At 59.5% G+C, this 21932-nt stretch carries 21 protein-coding genes; 8 read left to right on the top strand and 13 right to left on the bottom strand.

All coding sequences use genetic code 11. The annotated features are described in order from the left end of the window. Positions 1 to 8: 8 nt before the first annotated feature. Positions 9 to 1037 carry a hypothetical protein gene (locus UL81_RS03065; RefSeq protein ID WP_035106872.1) on the bottom strand — a complete coding sequence of 343 codons (1029 nt, stop codon included), beginning with the start codon at positions 1035 to 1037 and terminating at the stop codon, positions 9 to 11. Positions 1038 to 1076: 39 nt separating this feature from the next. Here UL81_RS03065 and cobA point away from each other — a divergent pair, with 39 nt between their 5' ends. Further along, the gene (gene cobA, locus UL81_RS03060) at positions 1077 to 1832 is read left to right on the top strand and encodes a uroporphyrinogen-III C-methyltransferase (protein WP_052097796.1); all 756 of its coding nucleotides are present in this window, start codon (positions 1077 to 1079) and stop codon (positions 1830 to 1832) included. A gap of 6 nt (positions 1833 to 1838) precedes the next feature. On the opposite strand, the gene UL81_RS03055 is transcribed toward cobA, so the two are convergent. The 4 genes from UL81_RS03055 to UL81_RS03045 are packed head-to-tail and all read right to left on the bottom strand — an operon-like array spanning position 1839 to position 5429. Then, a complete protein-coding gene (locus tag UL81_RS03055) occupies positions 1839 to 2825 on the bottom strand; it encodes a sulfite exporter TauE/SafE family protein (protein WP_046453245.1) in 987 nt (328 codons plus the stop codon). Next, positions 2825 to 3502, bottom strand: coding sequence for a sirohydrochlorin chelatase (locus UL81_RS03050; RefSeq protein WP_046453244.1), 678 nt, complete (start codon positions 3500 to 3502; stop codon positions 2825 to 2827). Before UL81_RS03050 ends, UL81_RS03055 begins: the two co-directional genes overlap by 1 nt. Positions 3503 to 3507: 5 nt before the next feature. Then, positions 3508 to 3756, bottom strand: a complete 249-nt coding sequence (locus UL81_RS11610) for a hypothetical protein (protein WP_081961567.1) — start codon at positions 3754 to 3756, stop codon at positions 3508 to 3510. Continuing rightward, positions 3753 to 5429, bottom strand: a complete 1677-nt coding sequence (locus UL81_RS03045) for a nitrite/sulfite reductase (protein WP_035106871.1) — start codon at positions 5427 to 5429, stop codon at positions 3753 to 3755. The genes UL81_RS11610 and UL81_RS03045 overlap by 4 nt, the downstream gene beginning before the upstream one ends. Before the next feature lie 228 nt (positions 5430 to 5657). On the opposite strand from UL81_RS03045, the gene UL81_RS03040 reads away from it, so the two are divergent. Next, entirely contained in the window at positions 5658 to 7013 is a 1356-nt protein-coding gene (locus UL81_RS03040; protein WP_035106869.1) for an FAD-dependent oxidoreductase, read from the top strand. 41 nt (positions 7014 to 7054) lie between these two features. Then, on the top strand, positions 7055 to 7639 hold the full coding sequence (locus UL81_RS03035; RefSeq protein WP_035106867.1) for a DUF1707 SHOCT-like domain-containing protein: 585 nt from the start codon (positions 7055 to 7057) through the stop codon (positions 7637 to 7639). A gap of 37 nt (positions 7640 to 7676) precedes the next feature. Here UL81_RS03035 and UL81_RS03030 read toward each other — a convergent pair whose 3' ends face one another. Further along, positions 7677 to 9044 carry a phosphomannomutase/phosphoglucomutase gene (locus UL81_RS03030; protein ID WP_035106865.1) on the bottom strand — a complete coding sequence of 456 codons (1368 nt, stop codon included), beginning with the start codon at positions 9042 to 9044 and terminating at the stop codon, positions 7677 to 7679. Positions 9045 to 9065: 21 nt separating this feature from the next. Then, positions 9066 to 9542, bottom strand: a complete 477-nt coding sequence (locus UL81_RS03025) for a DUF3499 domain-containing protein (RefSeq protein ID WP_046453243.1) — start codon at positions 9540 to 9542, stop codon at positions 9066 to 9068. A gap of 93 nt (positions 9543 to 9635) precedes the next feature. Here UL81_RS03025 and UL81_RS03020 point away from each other — a divergent pair, with 93 nt between their 5' ends. Next, positions 9636 to 10088, top strand: coding sequence for a metallopeptidase family protein (locus UL81_RS03020; protein WP_035106863.1), 453 nt, complete (start codon positions 9636 to 9638; stop codon positions 10086 to 10088). A gap of 47 nt (positions 10089 to 10135) precedes the next feature. On the opposite strand, the gene UL81_RS03015 is transcribed toward UL81_RS03020, so the two are convergent. The 3 genes from UL81_RS03015 to UL81_RS03005 all read right to left on the bottom strand — a co-directional run bounded on the left by UL81_RS03015 (position 10136) and on the right by UL81_RS03005 (position 12702). After that, positions 10136 to 10384, bottom strand: a complete 249-nt coding sequence (locus UL81_RS03015) for a WhiB family transcriptional regulator (RefSeq protein WP_005528147.1) — start codon at positions 10382 to 10384, stop codon at positions 10136 to 10138. 372 nt (positions 10385 to 10756) lie between these two features. After that, complete coding sequence (manB, locus tag UL81_RS03010; protein WP_035106859.1) at positions 10757 to 11839, bottom strand: mannose-1-phosphate guanylyltransferase; 1083 nt, start codon at positions 11837 to 11839, stop codon at positions 10757 to 10759. 8 nt (positions 11840 to 11847) lie between these two features. Next, positions 11848 to 12702, bottom strand: coding sequence for a glycosyltransferase family 2 protein (locus tag UL81_RS03005; protein WP_081961565.1), 855 nt, complete (start codon positions 12700 to 12702; stop codon positions 11848 to 11850). Between the two features lie 180 nt (positions 12703 to 12882). On the opposite strand from UL81_RS03005, the gene UL81_RS03000 reads away from it, so the two are divergent. The 4 genes from UL81_RS03000 (at position 12883) to UL81_RS02985 (ending at position 18680) form a co-directional block, all read left to right on the top strand. Then, complete coding sequence (locus tag UL81_RS03000) at positions 12883 to 14472, top strand: LCP family protein (protein WP_236684499.1); 1590 nt, start codon at positions 12883 to 12885, stop codon at positions 14470 to 14472. A 24-nt stretch (positions 14473 to 14496) separates the two neighbouring features. Then, the gene (locus tag UL81_RS02995) at positions 14497 to 15138 is read left to right on the top strand and encodes a TIGR03089 family protein (protein ID WP_035106855.1); all 642 of its coding nucleotides are present in this window, start codon (positions 14497 to 14499) and stop codon (positions 15136 to 15138) included. 784 nt (positions 15139 to 15922) lie between these two features. Further along, positions 15923 to 17263, top strand: a complete 1341-nt coding sequence (locus UL81_RS02990; RefSeq protein ID WP_046453241.1) for a hypothetical protein — start codon at positions 15923 to 15925, stop codon at positions 17261 to 17263. A 157-nt stretch (positions 17264 to 17420) separates the two neighbouring features. Then, the gene (locus UL81_RS02985) at positions 17421 to 18680 is read left to right on the top strand and encodes an amino acid permease (RefSeq protein ID WP_035106854.1); all 1260 of its coding nucleotides are present in this window, start codon (positions 17421 to 17423) and stop codon (positions 18678 to 18680) included. Between the two features lie 88 nt (positions 18681 to 18768). Here the strand turns inward: UL81_RS02985 and UL81_RS02980 are convergent, their stop codons facing one another. From UL81_RS02980 to UL81_RS02970, 3 genes are all read right to left on the bottom strand, one after another. Further along, a complete protein-coding gene (locus tag UL81_RS02980; RefSeq protein WP_035106852.1) occupies positions 18769 to 19965 on the bottom strand; it encodes an amidohydrolase in 1197 nt (398 codons plus the stop codon). Between the two features lie 285 nt (positions 19966 to 20250). Then, positions 20251 to 21270: a zinc-binding dehydrogenase gene (locus UL81_RS02975; RefSeq protein WP_035106851.1), complete on the bottom strand. Its 1020-nt coding sequence runs from the start codon at positions 21268 to 21270 to the stop codon at positions 20251 to 20253. Beyond that, positions 21263 to 21928 carry an HAD hydrolase-like protein gene (locus UL81_RS02970; RefSeq protein ID WP_035106849.1) on the bottom strand — a complete coding sequence of 222 codons (666 nt, stop codon included), beginning with the start codon at positions 21926 to 21928 and terminating at the stop codon, positions 21263 to 21265. The genes UL81_RS02975 and UL81_RS02970 overlap by 8 nt, the downstream gene beginning before the upstream one ends. Between the last annotated feature and the right edge of the window lie 4 nt (positions 21929 to 21932).

Below are 21932 nucleotides of genomic sequence, written 5' to 3'. Positions count from 1 at the left end.
GTACTTCCTTAAGCAATGTCGTAGGCGGTCGCGGCGTAGGCGCGCGTAACAAGCTGCAGCGCGCGGGCGAGTTCTCCCAGGTTGGGATCCGCGCTTGCCACAGCCATCGTGTTGGGCAGGGACGTTTCCTCCTGCCCCCATAAGACGACTTTTAACGGTACCAAAGGCTTGTCATCGGGTGAAGCATCCAGGAACGGGTCAAAGAATATGTCATCACTTTGTGACTTTGTCGCCTGGTTCATTGCCTGCACGCGCGGCAGGTCCTCCGGCGCGGTATAGGTGCCGCCTAAGCCCTGTGCTGCCCAGATGGCTGCGGCACAGCGGGCCACCATTGCATCGATAGGAATGCGGCGCTGCACATCACCCTGGGCACGCGTATCGACGCCATGACTGTGGACGACCTGCGCACCGTCCACGAACTCACGCAGCTGCCGCCCCGGATTGGTTGCCGCATCATGTTCTGGCGACAGACGAGTCAGTTCCTCATCGACGGCTGCGGCGGCATCGTTAAGCAGCTCACGCACGTACTCCGGGTCACGCTCCAACAGACCAATCACCATGGCCAAACCAGCAAAGAAACGCGCCGGCGACGATCCTTCCGCGGTCGGCAGGTGCGGTGCCACCAACACATCATCCGGGGCATCGTCCAGCAACGGACCGCGCGGTGGCCCAATCAAAATCGTGTGCGCACCGCGGCGATCGGCATTAATCAAGCTATGCGATGCCCACTCGCACTCCCCTGCTTCCCCGAGCACGACCACGATATCCAGCGCGCCGACATACTGCGGCAGCGATTCGGTGACCACCACCGGCAAACGCAGCGGTTCTGCCAACGCAATCGCAGCATGTGCTGCAATGCGCGCAATGGGATCAGTCGGCAACAAAATCAACGACCGGGGCTGCAGACCACTAAGCTGCCTTGCCCATTCTGGAACCGCCTCTGCCAGCAAACGAACCTGCGCCCCCTCGTGCGCAATATCGAAAAAGCGCACTGTTTCGGGGTCGTAGTCGCTACCACTGAAGTAATCGTCATCCATGGGCCCCAAGCATAGTAGCGACTACTACACTAATGGGCCATGACTAGTGTCACATACCCTGTCACCCTCATTGGCGGCGGTCCCGGCGCGTGGGACCTGATTACCGTCCGCGGCATGCGCGCCCTCCAAGACGCCGAGGTCATCCTCGCCGATCACCTAGGGCCCACCGCGCAGTTAGAGCAGCTTTGCGATGTCTCCAGCAAACACATCATCGACGTCTCCAAACTGCCCTACAAAAAGTCGATTACGCAGGAGAAAATCAACGAACTGCTCATCGAACACGCCACCGCCGGCAAGAAAGTCGCACGCTTAAAAGGCGGCGATCCCTTCGTCTTCGGCCGCGGCTTCGAAGAAATCCAGGCACTCACCAAAGCCAACCTCACCTTCGAAGTCATCCCCGGCGTGACTTCTGCTGTCGCCGTTCCGGGCCTGGCTGGCACACCAGTAACCCAACGCGGCATCGTCCACGGCTTCACGGTTGTCTCCGGCCACCTCCCACCCGGACACCCCAAGTCCCTGGTCAACTGGGAAGCCCTCGCCCAAAGCCGCGCCACCCTATCTGTCATCATGGGCGTGAAAAATGCCGCTGCTATCGCCGATGCGCTTATCGACGGCGGCCTACCCGGCACCACCCCTGTCGCCATCATCCAAGAAGGCACCATGGACGGCGAACGCAGCTTCCGCTGCCAACTCCAAGAACTCGGAGCAACCATGGCAGAAAAAGACATCACCCCGCCGACGGTCTACGTCATCGGCGAGGTGGCCGGGCTGACGCCCGGCAACCGAGCGAACTGATAAGGACTAACGTCCTCGCTGGCGGACCTTGGTGCCCTTGGGTTCGGAGTCGACCACGTTGCGCAGGGTGTGCGGCTCGGGGCGGCTGCGGTTATCAGAGTCCGCCTCGGCGGCACGGGCAGCGCGATTGCGCTGCACGCCCTGGAAGGTCAACAGCACGCCCAACATCAGCACGGTAATGACGACCGCTGGGGTGAGCCAGCCCGGAACGGACCAGCCGAAGTAGGTCTCCGTGCCGGCAGCGACCTTGTCGAAGTTCAACGCGACAATGGCGGTGCCCACGAAGCCACCCAGCATGACCGGGTTGAGGCGAGAGACCATCCACGCGGCAATCGGAGCGGCGATAACGCCACCGATCAGCAGGGCGACCACGGCGGCGAAGTGGGCGACGATGTCTTCCCACAAGCCGAGCACGAAGCCCAAGGTGGCACCAGCAGTGACGATAAACTCCGCGGTATTCACGGTGCCGACGATGCGGCGGGGCTGTTCCTTACCAATCGCCATCAACGTCGAGGTCGAGACCGGACCCCAGCCGCCGCCACCGGTGGCATCGACGAAACCGCCGACAAGGCCGAGGCTGGCCAGGAAACCAGTGGAGTGAGCGCGCTGGGCGCTCTGCCGACGGGTACGACCGCGGGAGAAACGCCAGATGAGGTTAATACCGATGCAAACCAGAATCAGTGAAGTGATAGGGGTTGCGGCATCGGTGGAGATATTCGACAGCACGGTTGCACCGGCAAAGGCGGCGATCGCGCCGGGAACGCCGAGTTTGAGGACAATCTTCCAGTCGACGTTGCCGAAACGCCAGTGGCTAATACCGGAAGCAAAGGTGGTGCCCAGCTCCGCGGTGTGGACAACAGCGGAGGCTTGGGCTGGACCGAGTCCGGCCAGGAGAAGCAGCGTGGTGGAGGTGACGCCGAAGCCCATGCCGATGCCGCCATCGACAAGCTGGGCAGCCAAACCAGCAAGGGCAATAAGAAGCAGAGTAACCATTACAGGCCTACTTTCTCGCGGTGATACGCGATGCCATCGACACCAGTGAGGTATCGATCCGCTACTACCTCCGCAAGCGCGGTACCCAACGGGCGCTGGTAAGCAGCGGGAAGTTTATCTAGTAACAAACCGTGTGCCACAAATAGCGGCAAGACGTCGAGATCTAATGCGTCCTCGCCACGGATCATCTCCGCCCCACCGCGGGTGGCAAAGGCTTCCTGCGTGGGAACGCCGGTGAGTTCTTCAACCTTGTTCGCTAGTTCCGCCACAGCAAGGTTGGCGTTGTCGTCCGCGGAACCGACCGAATAAACCACGTACTGGCGTGCTGGACGCGCGCGCCGTGCCAGAGTGCGGGCCATGTCCCAGCCAGTGCCCAGGCCCTCGGCGAGGTGGAGGTTGAGGCCGGAGGTAGCAGCGGCATCGTCAAGCGCGCGCGGCACATCGTGGCGATGGTGAAAGCCCTGGGTAAACAGCAGCGGTACGACGATGGCCTCGCGCTCCCCTGCTTCCGCCAACTCACGCGCAGCGGTGGTGAGGTCCGGGGTGTTGAACTCCAGGTGGGCGGCGCGGTAGTTGCTGGCCTCGGCCCGGCGCGCAGCTTCGCGGGTGAGTGCCTCGATGTCAGCGGGCGCCTGCGGGTGGCGGGAACCGTGGGACAAGGTAAGAAGTGCAGTCATGGCAATTAACCTCGTGCGGTGCTGTGGCCGCGGCGCTTAAGTGAGCGCTGGAGGGCCTCCTGGGAGGACAAGGTTGGCGATGGACGCACGGGGGCGTCGTCTTGGCCGTGGAACATCACAGAGAAAATGCGTTGGCATTCCGTGCACTTCCAGGCGAATTCGCCTTCCTCATCCGGGAAAAGCTGCGTGCCGGCGCAATAGGGGCAGTGCGCTGGGTGGTTGCGGTTGGGGTTGGGTTTGCGGCGGAAACTCACTGCAGGTCACCGTCCTCGGCGCGCAACACCCACTCGCGGAATTGTTCGCCGTCGTGGCGCTGTTCCTTGTACTTGGTGACTAGGCGGATGACGTAGTCGGGGACGTCATCGGCAAGCACTTTGTGCCCGCGCAGCTTGCGGCCAAAGTCCGGGTCCAGGCCGAGTGCACCACCAAGGTGGACCTGGAAGCCTTCGGTGCGGTTGCCATCGGCATCGGTGACGGTCTGGCCCTTGAAGCCAATGTCTGCAACCTGGGAGCGAGCGCAGGCGTTCGGGCAGCCATTCAACGAAATCGACAGCGGCACGTCCAGGTCGTCGAGGGTGTCTTCCAGAATGTCGACCAGCTCAATCGCACGCGCCTTGGTGGTGGTGTGCGCAAGCTTGCAGAACTCCAGGCCGGTGCAGGAAATGACGCCGCGACGGAATTCGGATGGCTGGGAATACAAACCGGTATCATCCAGCGCCTTCGACAGGTCGGCAATCTGGTCTTCTTCGACATCGAGAAAGAGCAGTTCCTTCATCGGGGTGGTGCGGATGCGGGTAATGCCGAAGTTCTCTGCCACATCGGCAATGGCGATGAGCTGCTCGCCGGTGGCGTGGCCCACGGTGGGCTTCACACCGACGTAGTACTTGCCGTCTTTTTGCTTATGCACGCCCAGGTGGTCGCGGTTGCCGGGATGAACCTTGAGCGGCAGGCCATCCTGCAACGGTGCGTCCAGGTATTCGTCTTCGAGTACCTGGCGGAACTTCTCGATGCCCCACTGGGCCACCAGGAACTTCAAACGCGCACGGTTGCGCAGGCGGCGGAAACCGTAGTCACGGAAGATACCGGCGACACCGGCCCAGACTTCCGGGACGCGCTCGAGTGGAACGAAAGCACCGAGCGACTGCGAAAGCATCGGGTTGGTGGACAAGCCACCGCCGACGAAGCAATCAAAGCCGGGTCCGTACTCCGGGTGGTCAACACCAACGAAGGCGACGTCCTGAATTTCGTGAGTAATGTCCTGGCGTGCATTGCCAGAAATGGCCGACTTAAACTTACGCGGCAGGTTGTGGAACTCCTCGCGCGGAAGGTAGTTATTCGCGATGTCCTCGATAGCTGGGGTGGCGTCGATGATTTCATCGTCAGCCACGCCTGCCACCGGCGAGCCCAGAATGACGCGCGGGACGTCGCCGCAGCCCATCAAGGTAGACAAGCCAACTGTTTCCAGCTTGTCCCAGATGGTCGGCACGTCTTCGATTTCAATCCAGTGCAGCTGGATGTTTTGGCGATCGGTAAAGTCCGCGGTCGAGCGCGCATAGTCGCGACTAATCTCGCCGACCACGCGCAGCTGCTCCGGGGACACGCGCCCGCCGTCGAAGCGCACGCGCATCATGAAGTATTTATCCTGCAGCTCGCTATTGTCGACCTGACCGGTCAGCTCGCCGCCTAAATCCTGCTTGCGCTGGGTATACAGGCCTAACCACTTAAAGCGCGGGGCTAGGTCATCCGCGGGGATGGACTCAAAGCCCTCCTTGGAATAGATATCGATAATGCGCTGACGAGCAGATAAGCCACCATCTTCCTGCTTTACTTCCTCGTCGTGATTCAGCGGCGCAGTGCCGTCAATCTTCCACTGCCCCTCAGGCTTTTTGGGGCGACGCTTGCGTGCAGTCTTGGTTGCAGTAGTCATGGCTAATTACCTTTCTTTGGATGACCACAACTTACCGGTCTAAAATTTATAGACAAAGTGGTCTTTTTTATTTTCAACAACTTTCGGTAGATAAGCAGGACTTTTACCTAGACGCTCCAAGAATGAAATTGGAAACCTTGCGCCAAACTAGACAGTACGGTTCGATATGCCAGGTACGTCACATACAACTTTGTCTACGAACTTCAACTAGCTGTAAAGGACATCTCCATGACTGAGCAACCATTGCGCGTCGCTGTAATCGGCGCAGGTCCGGCCGGTATTTACGCCTCTGACATCCTGGTCAAAAAGACCGGCGGCAACGTCCGGATTGACCTCATTGAGCAAATGCCCGCCCCCTTTGGCCTGATTCGCTACGGTGTGGCCCCGGATCACCCGCGCATCAAGGGCATTGTGAAGTCGTTGCACCGCGTCATGGAAACCGAACAGATCCGTCTGCTCACCAACGTCCACGTTGGCCGGGACATCACCGTTGCCGAACTGCAAGAACATTACGACGCCGTCGTCTTCGCCACCGGTGCGGTTGGCGACCGTGAGCTCAACATCCCCGGCGCGGACCTCGAGGGCGTGCACGGTGCAGGCGAGTTCGTTGGCTTTTATGACGGCAACCCGCGCTTTGAGCGCGACTGGGATCTATCGGCCAAGGAAGTCGCCGTTATTGGCGTGGGCAACGTTGGCCTGGACGTCGCCCGCATCCTGGCCAAGACCGGCGATGAGCTCAAGGTCACCGAAATCCCGGACAACGTTTACGACTCCCTGGCACAGAACCAAGCCGAGAAAGTCCACGTCTTCGGCCGCCGCGGCCCGGCCCAGGCCAAGTTCACCCCGCTAGAGCTCAAGGAACTGGACCACTCCCCGTCTATCAACGTCGTTGTTGACCCCGAGGACATCGACTACGACGAGGCATCGCTGGAGGCACGCTCGAACTCCAAGTCCCAGGACCAGGTCTGCCAGATTATCGAGCAATACGCCCTTCGTGAGCCCAAGGACGCCCCGCATACCTTGCAGATTCACCTCTTTGAACAGCCCGTGGAAATCCTCGGTGAGAACGGCAAGGTCACCGGCGTGCGCACTGAGCGCACCGAACTCAACGGCGACGGCAGCGTACGTGGCACCGGCCAGTACAACGAGTGGCCTGTCCAGGCGGTCTACTTGGCCGTGGGCTACCGCTCCGATGCCATCGAGGGTGTGCCTTTCGACGCCCAGCGCAACGTCATTAGCAACGACGGCGGTCACGTCGTCGACGAAAGCGGCGCTATCGTTCCTGGCCTTTATGCCACCGGCTGGATTAAGCGCGGCCCGGTAGGCCTGATTGGCAACACCAAGTCCGATGCCACCGAAACCATTGGCATGCTGCTTGACGATGCCGCTTCCAACAACCTCACCCCAGCCCGCGGCGGCGACATTACTGAGCTGTTTGAGGAACGCGGAATTGACTACCTCACCTGGGCCGACTTTGGCCGTCTCGATGCAGCCGAGCGCGCCCTAGGCGAAGCCGAAGGCCGCGAGCGTAAGAAGTACGTCGAGTGGGAAGAAATGGTCACCCACTCCCGCGCAACGGTTTAACGCTGCGCTGCAGCGAAAATAGTTTCGGTACGCTCAGTACCATGAGCGAGACACCGGAAATCCGCTGCAGTAATGCAGATCGTAATACCACCGTGGACATCCTCACTTCTGCCCTGTCCGCGGGACAACTCGACTTCCAAGAATTCGAGGACCGTTCCTCTGCGGCGTACAACGCCAAGACCAAAGGTGAGTTAGCCAAGCTCACCGCTGACCTGGATACGAGCTCGACTGACAGGAGCTCAACTGAAACGAGCCCGCAACGTCACTCCACACAACCGCCAGCGAAGCAACGCGCTAACTCGCTGGCGTTATTTGGTGGAAGCACCGTGAAAAACTGCGTGCTTGCGAAAAAGCACCTGAATCTCACGGCTTTTGGCGGCAGCGAGATCGACCTGCGCAACGTAGAACTGTCAGCACCAGTTACCGAAATCAACGTCTACGCACTCTTCGGCGGTACCGAAATCGTCGTGCCGGATAACGTCCGCGTCGAAATCGACGGTGTAGGCATCTTCGGCGGTTTCGGTTCCTCGGATGAACCGAAAAACTTCCCACCCAATGCACCTACCGTGCAGGTCACCGGTCTCGCTCTTTTCGGTGGCGTAAACGTAAAATTCGTCCGCGATTAACCAGTAAGCGCGGACGAATTGTTTGGAAGTACCGGGATTATGCGCGGATGATTCCTAGCACTTCGTCGACGATGGCCTGAACTTCCGCCTCGGTGGGGGCTTCGACGTTCAGGCGCAGTAGCGGTTCAGTGTTGGACGCACGCACGTTGAACCATGCGGTGGTGTCCTTCAGTTCCACGGTGACGCCATCGAGTTCGTCGACGGATTCGATTTTGTCCTTCAGGCCATCCAGTACGGCCTGAACGGTGGCCTTCTGGTCATCGACGGTGGAGTTAATCTCGCCGGAGGCGGCGTAGCGGGAGTACTGCGCCATCAACTCGCTCAGTGGCTTATCTTCCTGGCCGAGCGCTGCCAGTACGTGCAGGGCAGCCAGCATGCCGGAATCGGCGTTCCAGAATTCCTGGAAGTAGTAGTGCGCAGAGTGCTCGCCACCAAAAGCGGCCTTTTCCTTGGCCATCTGGGCCTTGATGAAGGAGTGGCCCACGCGGGTGCGCACGGCTTTGCCGCCCTTTTCCTCGACCAGTTCTGGCACGGTCTTAGACGTAATCAGGTTGTGGATGATGGTCGCGCCCGGGAACTTGTCCAGGTAACGCTCCGCCACCAGTGCGCAGATTGCCGATGGAGAGACGGGCTCGCCCTTCTCGTCGACGACGAAGCAGCGGTCGGCATCACCGTCGAAGGCCAGGCCGATGTCAGCACCTTCATCGACGACGAACTTCTGCAGGTCCACCAGGTTCTTCGGATCCAGCGGGTTGGCCTCGTGGTTCGGGAAGGTGCCATCCAACTCAAAGTAGAGCGGGCGCACATCGAAAGGCAGGCCCTCAAAGACAGCCGGAACGGTATGGCCACCCATGCCGTTGGCGGCATCGACAGCAACGACCAGCGGGCGCGAATCAGCCAACGGGACCAACTCGCGCAGGAAGTCAGCGTAGCCAGCCAGGACGTCCTTCTCAGTGATGGTGCCGGTGTCACCGGTGTATTCCGGTACGCCATCGATGAGCATGTCCTTGATGGTCTCCAGGCCGGTTTCCTGACCGACCGGGACTGCACCAGCGCGACAGAGCTTGATGCCGTTGTACTTCGCCGGGTTGTGAGAAGCGGTAAACATTGCACCAGCACAATCAAAAGTGCCGGCGACGTAGTAGAGCTCATCAGTAGAAGTCAGGCCCAGCTTGACCACGTTCAGGCCTTGGGCGGCCACGCCTTCGGCGAAGGCATCGGAAAGCTCTGGCGACGAAGGACGCATGTCATGGCCGATAGCCACTTGGGTCTCGCCTTCTTCGCGCAGGATGGAGCCAAAGGCGGCGCCGGTGTCACGGACGAGCTGGTCGTCGATATCCTCGCCCACAACTCCGCGGACGTCATAGGCTTTAATTACTGCATCAAGATGCTCACGGGTTCGCATAACCCGCGATTCTACTCCCCTTTAGGACTCATCCTCGGTTTCATCGCCTGTATCTTCCGGCGCGTCAGGAACGACCGATAAGTGCGCGCGGCGACGCTGCTTGAAATCACTGACGCGGCGGGTACGAAAGACCGGGTGGTTCGAGTTAGCCGGGTCCGCACCATCGAAGTTCGCGGAATAATCAATCGGGTCCGGGCCAGAGCCTGCTTCGGAGTCATCCACGAGGCCGGTGGTGACGCGGCCGCCTTCCTTCACAGCTTCGGCGAGTGCGAGGAGGTCATCGTCGTCGTCGAGCTCGACACGGTCGACACGGACCATCTCCCAGCCCTGCGGGGCAGTGATGCGCGCGGAGTGCTTCTCGCATAAATCCCAGCTGTGCGGATCAGATTCTTCCGCAAGTGGGCCTACTACTGCCGTTTGCTGGGCGTAGGCGTAGGTCAGCGTTGCTACGGCCGGCTGGCCGCAGCCTGGGCGAGAGCAATGGCGCGTTTCAGTCACGCTGTAGAGTCTAAACCCAAACTTGAGATTGATATAGATATAACGCGGCGCGCCCGCGCCTTAACTGCACTTAGCGGGCTTAATATAGCTGCCATGACCTTGCGAACCCGCCCTAATCGCCGCGGCCGCGGCCTGCGCGGGCCGCTTCTACCCCAGCAAACCCCGCGCTATCGCAGCCAGCGCGAACGCTTCGACATGGCCGTGCTCGAGGCCTATGCACCCATCCAAAACGCCTTTGCGGACCAGCTCACCGGACTGGATTTGGCCGTTGATACCGTCCCACGCATGCGCCTGCGCCCGGATATGACGGTGATGCCGGATGAAATCATCGCCGATGGACCAGTCCCGCTAGGCCGCATCGTGCCCGCCGGCATTGACTCCTCCGGACGCCCTACTCGCGCACGCCTTGTTATCTTCCGCATGCCCATTACCCAACGCGCAGCCACCGCGCAGGAACGCTACGATCTTCTGCGCACCGTGATTGCAGCATTAGTGGCGAACTACTTAAACCTGGAACCAGAGGACGTCGACCCGCGTTTCTCCTAGGACAAAGAAAACCCTCAGCCAACAGGCTGAGGGTGAGGTAAGTGGCGTTAGCCGATTTCCCGCTTGAGGCGGCGGCGCTCACGGTCGGACAGACCGCCCCAGATGCCGAAGCGCTCATCGTGCTCGAGGGCGTACTCGAGGCACTCATCGCGGACGGCACAAGCCTGGCAGATTCGCTTGGCCTCGCGGGTGGAGCCACCCTTTTCCGGGAAGAATGCCTCCGGGTCTGTCTGTGCGCACAGCGCCTGGTCTTGCCACTCTTGCTCGACGGCACCGAAGAGTTCATCGAGCGACATCTCTGCAGCAGCACCGCCACGGAGAATGGCGTTTTTATTAACCATATTGTCCACGCCGGGTCCTTTCTCCGAGGTTGGGTTGGTTACTTAGTGACACCGAGCCTACGCCTCCGCGGAAGGCAGCCGGTGCGTTAACTGACACTGATGTAATTTCACACCGGATCACTAAATATCGTCAACCCGAAAACGGCGTTTATTGGTCAAAGTCAGCAAAAGTCCAGCCCACGATCACCATGCGTCACATTAGTAACAGTGGCCCACCATTGGGGGTAGACCGTGGGGGTACTACATGTTGTGGCACCCCCGATCCCTGTCAACAATTTTCAGGAAACTCCGGCGTGTCGCGCCCAAAAATTACAGATAAAGGGATCTTTAGGCATCAGAGCTAAAGCGCACGCCCGCATCCGGAATCGTGACGCCGGGGAACACGCGCATGCCGTCGCGCAGTTCACAGCGGGCGCCGATGTGGGCGCCCTCGCCAATCACGCAGTTTTCAATCACGGCGTTGGCGCCAATGTGCGCGCCCGAGGCAATAATCGAGTTGGTGATCGTCGCACCCGGCTCAATGGTGGCGCCATCGAAGACCACGGTGCCGTCCAGGCGAGAGCCCGCGCCCACCACGGAGCCACGACCGACAGCGGTACCGGAGAGCAGGAGTACTCCCCCAGCCACGCCGGCAGACTCATCGACGATGGACTCGCCTGTCTGCCCCACCAGCAGCGGCGAGTGGGCAATGCCGCGCACCAGGTCGGAAGAACCGCGGACGAAGTCCTCCGGGCGGCCCATATCGCGCCAGTAGGAGTTATCCACGTGGCCGACAACCTTGCGGCCTTCTTCCAGCAGACGCGGGAAGGTCTCGCGCTCTACAGAGACAACACGGTCAGCCGGGATGGTCTTGATGACTTCACGGTCGAAGACGTAGCAGCCAGCGTTAATCTGGTTGGTCGGCGGATCCTCAGTCTTTTCCAGGAAGGCAGTCACACGGCCGTTGTCGTCGGTTGGCACGCAACCAAAGGCGCGTGGGTCGGCGACGTTGAGCAGGTGCATCGTTAAGTCCGCATCCTTATCCGCGTGGGTCTGCAGGATGCCATTGAGGTCCATGCCGGAGAGCACATCGCCGTTGAAGACCATGACGGTGTCCTGGCGCAGCTTGTCGTAGACATTGCGGATACCGCCGCCGGTACCCAGGGCGGTTTCTTCCACCACGTACTCGATTTCCAGGCCCAGGTCGGAGCCGTCGCCGAAATACTCTTCGAAGACCTCAGCCTTAAAGGACGTCGACAGCACGACGTGGTCGATACCGGCAGCCTTGATGCGTGCCAGCAGGTGCTGCAGGAAGGGGAAGTTCGCCGTCGGCAGCATCGGCTTCGGCGTACCGATGGTCAGCGGGCGCAGTCGGGTACCGCGACCGCCCACCAAAATCACGGCGTCAGTTTTCTTTCCCAGTTCGCTCATGACTCTCCTTAATTCCTATCTTTGTTCTGAGTAAGTTCGACGACTGTTGCCCGCGCCTTCAGCCCGGCGCGCAGTGCCCACCGCAAGGGCGCTTGCCACCAGTGCGGGTGCCGGTCGGCTTGGAAACGATAAGCCGATTCATGATGCGCGCGCAGCATTGCCCCGGCGTGTGCCTGGGTGGCATGGCCTTTGGCATGGGTGATGACAGCTTCTGGACAAAAGATGTTGCGCCAGCCCGCCCGTGCCAGACGGTCACCTAAGTCCACGTCTTCGAGGTACATAAAGTAGCGCTCATCAAATCCACCAATCTGGGCAAATGCTTTGCGACGCACCAACAAACACGACCCCGACAACCATCCGGCCGGGCGCTGCTGCGACATATCGTCATCGTCGCGATAGGCCTTCGACCAGGGGTTGGACGGCCAGATGTTGCCAAAGAGCGCATGGCCAATACCGGTGGCAATGGTCGGCACAGCACGCGCTGATGGATAGTTGGAGCCATCCGGTTCCACGATGCGCGGGCCAATCGCACCGGCATATGGCCACTGACGTGCGCACTCCAAGAGACGATCAATAGAGCCCGGGCTAAAGACCACATCCGGGTTCGACAGCAAGATGAACTCGGAATCATCCAGCCCCTGGGCCTCGAGATAACGCACGCCGGCATTCATGCCCCCGCCGTAGCCGAGGTTGCCGCCGGTGTTGAGAAAGGTGACATCGTCAAGCTTTTGCGCTGCAGCTTCAGGCACCCCGTCAGTGGAGCCATTGTCTGCCAAGACCACGCAAGTATCGGCAGTGGTGGCTGCATCCAGCGAGTCGAGGAAGTCGCCAAGGTAGCGACCGGGCGAATACGTCACGGTCACTACAGGCAAGCTAGCGAAATGTTCATTATTCACAATGCGAGTAGCTTACCCACCCCTGCGGGCAATTTGCTGGTAGAACACTGCGCGTTTGCCACAAAGGGCACTGCCGCTGCGGGTTTTTGGCCCCTGCTGTCCTAAACTATGGCGAGACAACTGCTTAGAATTCAGAAGGCCCTTATCTTGACTCACGAGAACACCCGTCGCTCCCGCGACATTCAGGCTGCTCCGTCGACCGCCGCTCCGGTCAAGCAACAAGGTTCTACCGCTGTAAAGAGCATTATTGCTTTGGTATCTGCGGTTATTTTGCTGGTGACCGGTGTGGGCTATTTCGCGGTCGGTCGCTTGGGCGGCGACCTGACCTCGGCTAGCAACCTGCGCTTAGGCGGCGGCGAGGGTTTCCAGGCAGATACTGCCGATGGCGCCGTGGACATCCTGCTGGTGGGTTCGGACTCCCGTACCGATGCCCAGGGCAACATGCTTTCCGATGAAGAACTCGACGCCCTGCATGCCGGCGTGTCTGATGGTGAGGAAAACACCGACACCATGATGCTGGTGCGCGTGCCGGAAGACGGCTCCCGCGCCACGGCCGTGTCCATCCCGCGCGATACCTACGTGGACCAGGGCGAATTCGGCAACATGAAGATCAATGGTGTGTACTCCGCGCACAAGCAGGACACCATCGACAAGCTCAAGGCCGAAGATCCGGACATGGATGAAAAGGAACTCGAGCAAAAGGGCGTTGAGGCCGGTCGTTCCGCACTGCTGGAGCAGGTCAAGGACTTAACTGGCGTGGAGATTGATCACTACGCTGAGATTGGCCTGCTGGGCTTTGTGCTGCTTACCGATGCCGTCGGTGGCGTCGATGTCTGCCTCAACAACCCGGTTGATGACCCGATGTCGGGTGCGAAGTTCGATGCCGGTGAGCAGACCATCTCCGGTGCCGATGCCCTGGCCTTTGTCCGCCAGCGCTACGAACTGCCCCGTGGCGACCTCGACCGCATCGTCCGCCAGCAGGCCTACATGGCCTCGCTGGTGTCCAAGATGCTCGATGCCGGCACGCTGACCAACCCGAATACCCTGTCCAAGATTTCCAATGCGGTGGAGCGCTCCGTCGTTATTGATGAAGGCTGGGACATCATGGGCTTTATTACTCAGCTGGCTGGCCTGGCTGGCGGCAACGTCACGTTTACCACCATCCCGGTGACCTCTATTGATGGCCAGGGCGACTATGGCGAGTCGATCGTGACCGTGGACCAGAACGAAGTCCACACCTTCATCGATGACCTGGCTCAGTCCAAGGAAGAAGCAGAGGCCGAAGAGTCCACCGAGGCACCAGCCGGCGAAGGCGAGGGCGAAGGCGAGCAGACCGACCGTGACTTCTCCCTGCAGGTACTCAACGCCGGTAGCACCCCGGGTCTGGCCGCTGGTGTGGCTAGCTGGGCCGAAGGTGAGGGCTACACCGTCTATGCCAGCTCCAATGCACAGCCGGGCATCTACTTCGAATCCCAGGTCGTTGCTGCAGATCCAGACGACCCACGCGCCAAGGAACTCGCTGAGAAGCTCGGCGGTGTGCCGGTGACCGCTAATGCCAGCCTGAATGACTCCACCATCATCATCGTGGCTGCCGACGACTACGCCGGCCCATCCGATGAGGCTGCAGAGGAAGCAAGCCCGGATGACGCTGTCGGTACCCCGGGTGGTGACTTCGGTAATGCCGAGGTCGCACCGGAAATCGATGCTGGTGGCGACGGCCCTCGCTGCGTTAACTAACGCGCGTCTCTACGATGGGAGGGCATGAAACTGCTCTCCCACCTTCTGACAGATGACCCAGCCTCCCCGCGGCTGACGGTCTACAACGAATCGACGGGGGCGCGTTTAGATTTCTCCGCGCAGACACTGGATAACTGGGTGGCCAAGATTGCCAACTTCCTCGAAGAAGAACTAGAAATCGATGAGGCCATCTCCATCCAGCTGCCACCTACCTGGCAAGCCGCCGTCATTGCTTTAGGCTCGCTTGCTGCGGGCCCGCGCTACAGCTTCGGCCCGCTCGACGATGCCCAAGCAGTCTTTAGCGACCACGCCCAAGAACTTCCCGACGGCGTCGACCTGGTCATGGTCAACGACGATCCCTTCGGCCGCGGCGTGGAAGAAACCGGTGGCGAACTACCCGTGGGCGCCATCGACTTCGGCCCCACCGTGCGCTTCTACGGCGACCAATACTTCGGCGAGACTACTGCCCTGCCTGAGCTCATCAACACCGATCTCGCCCCGCAGCGCTACCTATCAACTGGTTGGAAGAACGACGAAGAATTCCGTCGCGCCGTCCTCGAGCCACTCGCTGCGGGCGGGTCTGCTGTGATTGTGACTGGCCCTGCCACACCTGAGCGTTTAGACGCCATTGCAGAAGCAGAACGCGTCGATGAGCGCCTGACTTAGCCCAGGTCAAGCATAGGAAAAATTAATCTCAAAAAATTTTGCTCCTCAGTGTGCGTTTTTAACCCATAGCCGTTAAAGTAGTGAGCGAGGTTGAGCGGCGGCCCGGTCCTCCACCCCCCGAGCGGATCGGGACTGCCCCGCCTCTTGTGACTGCCCCTTCGGCTCCACCCCCCCGAGTGCCGGAGGGGCAGTTACGTTTTCCAGTCACCCTTGAATTCCATGGATCGTTAAAAGCCAACGCCACCTCCCCATCCATCGCCTCCATTCGACGCTTTCACTCGCCGTCTTCATTAGGCGCTACAGGCTTTCAGTTTTATGGATAGCGGTATGAACTTCTTTGGCGCTACCCCACCTTTCATGCATAACTATTGCTAAATTGCGTCACTCGTATTCACATAAGGTGACAACTTTTTCACCCGACAATCCCCTTCCTGCCAACTGGAAACAAACTGTCCGCCAGTCAGGCCGAAGACACCACAGGCACAGATTTATGTCAGCTAAGTCACTTTAATGCCAGCATTTTACCCCCGGTTTAGGGTAATTTTGCCTTCAATCGGCCTCCATTGTATCTACAACAGATTGTTGAACGATTAGGTTTGCCTAAGTTTCATCTTCCGGGCTTTTCTACTTTCGGACACTCTACTTTTGGACACATGTCAACAAATTCATTAGCAGTTGAAAATATAGACAATCTGCTGGTGCGCAGCTGAGAAATGCGACTTATCGTAACCGTCATCCGCTCTGGCACAGGGCGTAGAAGTCACTTGTCCAAGGAGAATTTCTCATGTCTATCCGTCGTACAATGGCAGGCCTTATCGCAGGTCTGACCGCTGCATCGCTGGCTATTCCGAGCGCCGGCGCAGAGACCATCACCGAGTCTTACCCAGAGACTCCGGCTATCAACGCCAAGCTGCCTATCATCCACACCTCCAAGGGTTCGGATCACCAGAAGGCAAACATTCTTAACCCACGTCCTATCTGCAACCCGTGGGAGGACCACCGCACCGTGGTCTACCAGGCAACCGATACCTTCATGCCGGTGGGTACCATCTCCACCACCAACCAGACTCAGAAGGACATCCCGCTGCAGCAGGACCTGTCCAAGTCCCAGTCCATCTCCGTGGAGGTCAACGGTGACCGCACCGAGACCACCGGTATGAACGCCGGCTACGAGAAGGACGGTGGCTCCGTTGGTATCTCGCACGAGATCGCTAAGTCCATCGGCGTTTCTGCGTCCTACTCCCTGTCCTGGGAGGCTGGCCAGTCCATCGGACCTTACGATGTTCCGCCAAACCACACCGGTGAAGCCACCTACGGCTTCCGCGTGCTGAACATGACCGGCACCCAGCAGTACTGCAAGACCAACGGCACCTGGTCCACCCCGACCCCATGGTCTGCACTGCAGCCGGTCAAGAACGAGGTTCGCGTCAAGCTTTACGATGACCTCGCCGACTCCTGGGCACCAAACAAGGACGCCCAGAACACTGAAGAGGTCAAGCACGAAGACAAGGACCTCGAGGAAGACGCAGAGGTCATCAAGGACAACAAGGTAGAGCCTGGAGAGGATCCAGTATCCAAGGAAGAGGGCGCTGCCGAGGAGAAGGAAGACAAGGATAAGGCTGAGGAGCTGCGCGGCGGCGAAGAGCAGCAGAAGCTCGACCTCAAGCCATACCTGACCACCTCCGGTGCTAAGTCCCCGGGCTTTGCAGGCACCGTTGCCCTGCGTATCAACAACGTGGGTACCGACCGCTACTACGGCGAGTTCCCAGCAACCCGCTTCCAGGTCAAGGTCAAGACCGACAAGGGCCCAGAGGGCGTTGACCGCCTGATCACCCCGCGTTCCTCGAACGGTGCGCACATCCGCGACCTGGGCTTCGACGAGAAGTCCTCGACCCGCACCTTCGAGGTCACCCTGGCTAACCCGATTAACGCTGGCGATACCGTCCGCGTTGCCAACCTGGACTTCGGCGATGGCAACACCAAGGAAGGCCGCCTGCACAACTACATCGAGATCACCCAGGTTGAGCGCCTGGATGGTGACAAGTCCGAGTACAACGACCAGCAGGTCGACTCCCGCGAGAACACCCTCGATGACTTCGGCAAGAACCTCAAGGGCATCTTCTAAGCCTTAAACCACCTGTCGAATCACACACTTTTGCCACCCCTCGCTTCCAGGGGTGGCTTTAGTGTTTTCATCACCTAAGCGCATTTAGTAATCAGCCACTGATACGCCTAAGGTGTATGTGTTATGCCATTCACAAACGTCCAAAAGGGTGACACGCATGTGTGAAACTCAAACCACAGCGCCCACTAACAAAAAGCTCAATGCCGAGTGGGCCACCACACTGTTTGGTACAGCTGTGGGTGCAGGTATCCTCTTCCTGCCAATTTCAGCCGGTAGCTTTGGTTTCATCCCGCTGCTGGTTGCCACCATCCTCATTTTCCCTATGACCTACCTGGCCCACCGGGCCTTCTCCTGGGTCATCTCCTATGCCCCACTGCACGGCGAAGATGTGTTGGTCGTTTTGACCTATTTCTTCGGTCGCCGCAACGGCATCATATTGGCCATCATCTATTGGTTCACCATCTTCCCGGTGGTGCTGATCTATGGCGTATCTATTACAAATACGGTGGATAGCTTCATCGTCAACCAGCTCGACGGCCCGGAAATCCCCCGCTGGGTTCTCGCTCCTATCTGTGTCGGCCTGATGACTCTCGGCCTGGCGTTTGGCAACAAGATTATGCTCGCCATCGCACAGTTCGTGATCTACCCACTGATCATCGCCCTGGCTGTCGTTTCCATCTACCTCATCCCGCGCTGGGATATCGCTTCCTTCATGGAAGCTGGCGACCACAGCTTCGGCGGCATCCTTAAGGCCATCATCCTCATCTTGCCGGTCTTGGTCTTCTCCTTCTCCTTCGTTGCAGCAATCTCGCAGTTCTCGCTCGGAATGGAGAAGGAATACGGTCCGGACCACCAGCATGAGTCCAACAAGGTCATCCGCAACGCGACCTTGATGCTGACCCTGTTCACCATGTTCTTCGTCTGGTCCAGCGCCCTGGCACTGGGTGCCGACGGCATGCGTGAAGCCAACGACATGAACCTGCCAGTGCTCTCCTACTTCGCTAACGAGACCGGCACCCCGTTCATGGCCTACATGGCTCCCATCGTGGTGATCTGTGCCGTGGCGTCGTCCTACTTCGGCCACGCCCTGGGCACGGTGGAAGGTACCCAGTACCTGTTCAACTTGGCCGCTCCGAAGGCCAAGGAGAAGATGACCGAGCGTCAGCTCGACCTGTGGACCTACCTGTTCATCTTCATCACCACGTCCCTGGTGGGTATTTTCAACCCCTCCATCCTGGACATGATTTCGGTCGTGGGCGGTATCTTCTTCGCCTTCCTGACCTACCTGCTGCCGATGTACGTCATCCACAAGGTGGAGGTCTTCCGCCGCTTCCGCGGTCGCCCCACCAACTACTTCGTGACGATCATGGGCTTCATCGTCCTGTTTGCCACCATCTGGGACATGATTGGCGCCTAACCGCGCACAGTAAAAGGGCGGCTCCACTACGGAGACCGCCCTTTTTCTTTATCCGATTCTGGTCCAGCGCCCTAGCTGGAACCGTGGACTACTTACCCAAGTAGTGCAGCGCTGCGGACAGTAGCGCCTCCGTGCCGGTCTGCAATGTCGGCTGCAGGGTTGGTGCGAAGTGCGGGCTGTGGTTCGGGGCTTCCTCGCCCACCGGTGCACCACCGAAGACCCAGTAGCAATACGGGACCTCAAAGGCGTCAGGGATAATCGAGAAGTCCTCCGACGCAGTCATCTTCGGTGCATCACCAACCACGCGTTCCTCACCGAAGTGCTCAGTCAGTGCGCCGAGTACCTCTTCAGTGACCTCCTCGTCATTGTCAGTCAGCGGATACTCGTCGTGGTAGGTGAACTCCGGGTCGCGTGGGCTTTCCGATGCCGCACACTCCGCCTTCACAATCCTCTCCAGCGAGGCTGCAATCTTGTCACGGATCTCCTCGCTGTAAGCACGAATATTGACCTTCAAGGTTGCCTCGAAAGGAATCACGTTTGCCTTCGAACCAGCCTGGATGCTGCCCACGGTCAGCACACCGAACTCACTAGGGCTGAGCTCACGCGAAACCACGGTCTGCAGGCGCATCACAATCGAGCTGGCCAGCACCACCGGGTCAATGCTCTTGTGCGGCATCGAACCATGCGAGCCTTCACCGTAGAGCTTCACGTCCACACTCGTTGCCGTGGAGAAGAACGGTCCCTTACGCACGCCCACACCGCCGGCGAGCTCCTCCAGCGCGAACACGTGCTGGCCAAGCACAACATCCGGCTTGGCGACCTTATCCACCAAACCGTCATCCACCATCGCCTGTGCACCTTCTGCGGTTTCCTCACCAGGCTGGAAGAGCAGCTGCAGCGTACCGGACCAATCGTCCTGGTTGTCAGCCATCAGCTCACCCATGCCCAGCAACGAAGCCGTGTGTGCGTCATGGCCGCACGCGTGCATGACTGGTACTTCGTTGCCGTCGGAGTCCTTCATCGTCTGCGTCGATGCGTAATCCAGGCCAGTATCTTCCTTGACCGGCAGACCATCAAAATCCGCGCGCAGCATCACCGTCTTGCCGTCACCGTTTTCCAGGGTTCCCACGACACCGCCACCGACCTCGGTGACCTCATAGCCTAAGTCCTTGAGATGATCCGCAATCAGACCGCGGGTGCGCTCTTCTTGCATGCTCAACTCCGGATGCTTATGCAGATCGATATAAAGTTCTTCCTGCTTATCCTTGATCTTTGAATAGTCCATTGATGGTTTTCTCCTTTCTGCGCACTAGCCTAGACCTGCTTTGTCATACTCGCCTGTGCAGCTCACAGACACCTTTTAGGAAGTGGCAGCAAACATCCAGTTCACAGGCATTGCTATGGCAGACGTATTGCCCATAATGAATCTCGTGCGGATCGGATAGCGGTACGCATACGAGAGACCCTTGTTACGCAGGGTGGCCGAAAGGCCAGAGCGTGACACCTTGTAGAGAGAGACGTCGTCGGCCCCGGGTTAGTGCCCCGGGGCCGACGTCGTTTTTGCAGCGTACTACTGGGGAAGCTCCACCGGAGTACGCAGAAAGTCCGAAGGCGCGGTGTCGAAAGCGCGCGGGACTCTATTGAGTTGAATGGGGTCGGCGCAGACATCCTGCCAGGTGATTCGCGAGTTCTGGAGAATGTCCAACGCCTGGTCTAAATGGCGTGGTTCGTAGTTGTGCACACCGGTGATGGTGCGCCAGCCGCGGACGACCCACTCGGGGTCCAGCTGATGGATGGGTGAATCCGCAACTGAGCCGACCAGTACTGCAGTACCACCGATATCGAGGCACTTGATGCAGGCATCTACACCTGGGCCCACGCCGGACAGCTCCAGCGAGACGTCGAAGGAGTTCGGTCCCGGGTGGAACTGCGCCGAATCAATGACGGTGGCACCGAGTTCCTCAGCCCATTGGCGACGCTTTGCATTCGGGTCGACGGCGGTGACCTTTGCCCCGGCGCGCACGGCCACATCGACGGCGATAAGCCCGAGCATGCCGATGCCCATCACGAGTACGCGTTGGTCGCGTAGGTCGCCGGCGGCCTCAACCGCCGCCATGACGGTGCCGCCTGCACAGGAAGCAATGGATGCAGGCAGATTGTCGATGGCATCGGGAACCACAACGACCGGCTGGTTCTTCCGCAACAGGATGTGCGTGGAGTAGGTACCGGATAGTGGCCACTCAGAATGCAAGGATTCGTGACCGGTCTTCAGTACGCTGCGGCACTTGGCGGTGCGCCCGGCGCGACAGCGGTCGCAGTTCATGCATGGCGCGGTGACTGAGAAGGTGACCCGCTGCCCTACTTCGATATCTGGGTTCTGAGTAGCGATGACCTCGCCGACGCCTTCGTGGCCCAGGATGGACGGACAGGGCTGAGCGCGACGGCCGGATACCGTATGCCGGTCGGAACCGCAGATAGTCGCGGTGCGCAAACGGACTAGAGTTTCGCCTTCCGAGAGTTCGGGAAGCTCGATACTCTCGAGGTCGAAGGTATCGCCGCCTTCCCAGATGACTACGCGGGCTTTATCCATCGCGGCTCACCAGTTCGGTGACATCTGCAGCAGAGTCCAGGACGTGGTCAGCGCCGTGATTCTGGAAGTCCTCTGTGGTGAGGTGACCAGTCAGCACTCCTACGCTGGTGACCCCGGCGCGCTGTGCGCTTTCGACATCGGCTTGGGTATCGCCCAGGCTAATCACGTCAGCAGTATCGGTAATGCCGGTGTCGTCCATGACCTTCTGGATCAGCAATGGTTCAGGACGGCCAGAGGAGACTTCGTCGCCGGCAGCGGAAGCATCAATAACGCCGGTGTTCCAGCCCATACCTTCCAAGATGAGGTCCACGATTTCACGGGCGAAGCCAGTAGTCAGACCGATCTTGATGTTCTGTTCGCGCAGCTGAGCGAACATGTCCTCGATACCAGGTAGTGGCTGTGGTGGGTGCTCGGTGTAGGTACGGCGCAGTTCCTCGCGGAACCATTCCCAGGCCTTATCGTGGTTGCCCTGGTTGCCATTGCCGACCTCAAGCAGCTTTCCGATGGCCCAGTACTTTTCAGTACCCATGTATTCCTGGAAGGTCTCATCGCTAAACTCGGCGCCTTCGCGCTCGGCGGCCTGACGTAGAACGCGGTAGACCTCGTCGCGGTCATCGATGGTGGTACCAGCCATGTCGAAAATGGCGAGTTTCTTCATGTTG

Origin of the sequence: Corynebacterium camporealensis, from assembly GCF_000980815.1 — a bacterium.
GTDB lineage: Bacteria > Actinomycetota > Actinomycetes > Mycobacteriales > Mycobacteriaceae > Corynebacterium > Corynebacterium camporealense.
This window is presented reverse-complemented; position numbering and strand designations above follow the sequence as displayed.

Coding starts and splice junctions, on each gene's coding strand:
- UL81_RS03065 (WP_035106872.1), bottom strand. CDS start 1,037: ATGGATGACGATTACTTCAGTGGTAGCGACTACGACCCCGAAACAGTG.
- cobA (WP_052097796.1), top strand. CDS start 1,077: ATGACTAGTGTCACATACCCTGTCACCCTCATTGGCGGCGGTCCCGGC.
- UL81_RS03055 (WP_046453245.1), bottom strand. CDS start 2,825: ATGGTTACTCTGCTTCTTATTGCCCTTGCTGGTTTGGCTGCCCAGCTT.
- UL81_RS03050 (WP_046453244.1), bottom strand. CDS start 3,502: ATGACTGCACTTCTTACCTTGTCCCACGGTTCCCGCCACCCGCAGGCG.
- UL81_RS03045 (WP_035106871.1), bottom strand. CDS start 5,429: ATGACTACTGCAACCAAGACTGCACGCAAGCGTCGCCCCAAAAAGCCT.
- UL81_RS03040 (WP_035106869.1), top strand. CDS start 5,658: ATGACTGAGCAACCATTGCGCGTCGCTGTAATCGGCGCAGGTCCGGCC.
- UL81_RS03035 (WP_035106867.1), top strand. CDS start 7,055: ATGAGCGAGACACCGGAAATCCGCTGCAGTAATGCAGATCGTAATACC.
- UL81_RS03030 (WP_035106865.1), bottom strand. CDS start 9,044: ATGCGAACCCGTGAGCATCTTGATGCAGTAATTAAAGCCTATGACGTC.
- UL81_RS03020 (WP_035106863.1), top strand. CDS start 9,636: ATGACCTTGCGAACCCGCCCTAATCGCCGCGGCCGCGGCCTGCGCGGG.
- UL81_RS03015 (WP_005528147.1), bottom strand. CDS start 10,384: ATGTCGCTCGATGAACTCTTCGGTGCCGTCGAGCAAGAGTGGCAAGAC.
- manB (WP_035106859.1), bottom strand. CDS start 11,839: ATGAGCGAACTGGGAAAGAAAACTGACGCCGTGATTTTGGTGGGCGGT.
- UL81_RS02995 (WP_035106855.1), top strand. CDS start 14,497: ATGAAACTGCTCTCCCACCTTCTGACAGATGACCCAGCCTCCCCGCGG.
- UL81_RS02990 (WP_046453241.1), top strand. CDS start 15,923: ATGTCTATCCGTCGTACAATGGCAGGCCTTATCGCAGGTCTGACCGCT.
- UL81_RS02985 (WP_035106854.1), top strand. CDS start 17,421: ATGTGTGAAACTCAAACCACAGCGCCCACTAACAAAAAGCTCAATGCC.
- UL81_RS02980 (WP_035106852.1), bottom strand. CDS start 19,965: ATGGACTATTCAAAGATCAAGGATAAGCAGGAAGAACTTTATATCGAT.
- UL81_RS02975 (WP_035106851.1), bottom strand. CDS start 21,270: ATGGATAAAGCCCGCGTAGTCATCTGGGAAGGCGGCGATACCTTCGAC.
- UL81_RS02970 (WP_035106849.1), bottom strand. CDS start 21,928: ATGAAGAAACTCGCCATTTTCGACATGGCTGGTACCACCATCGATGAC.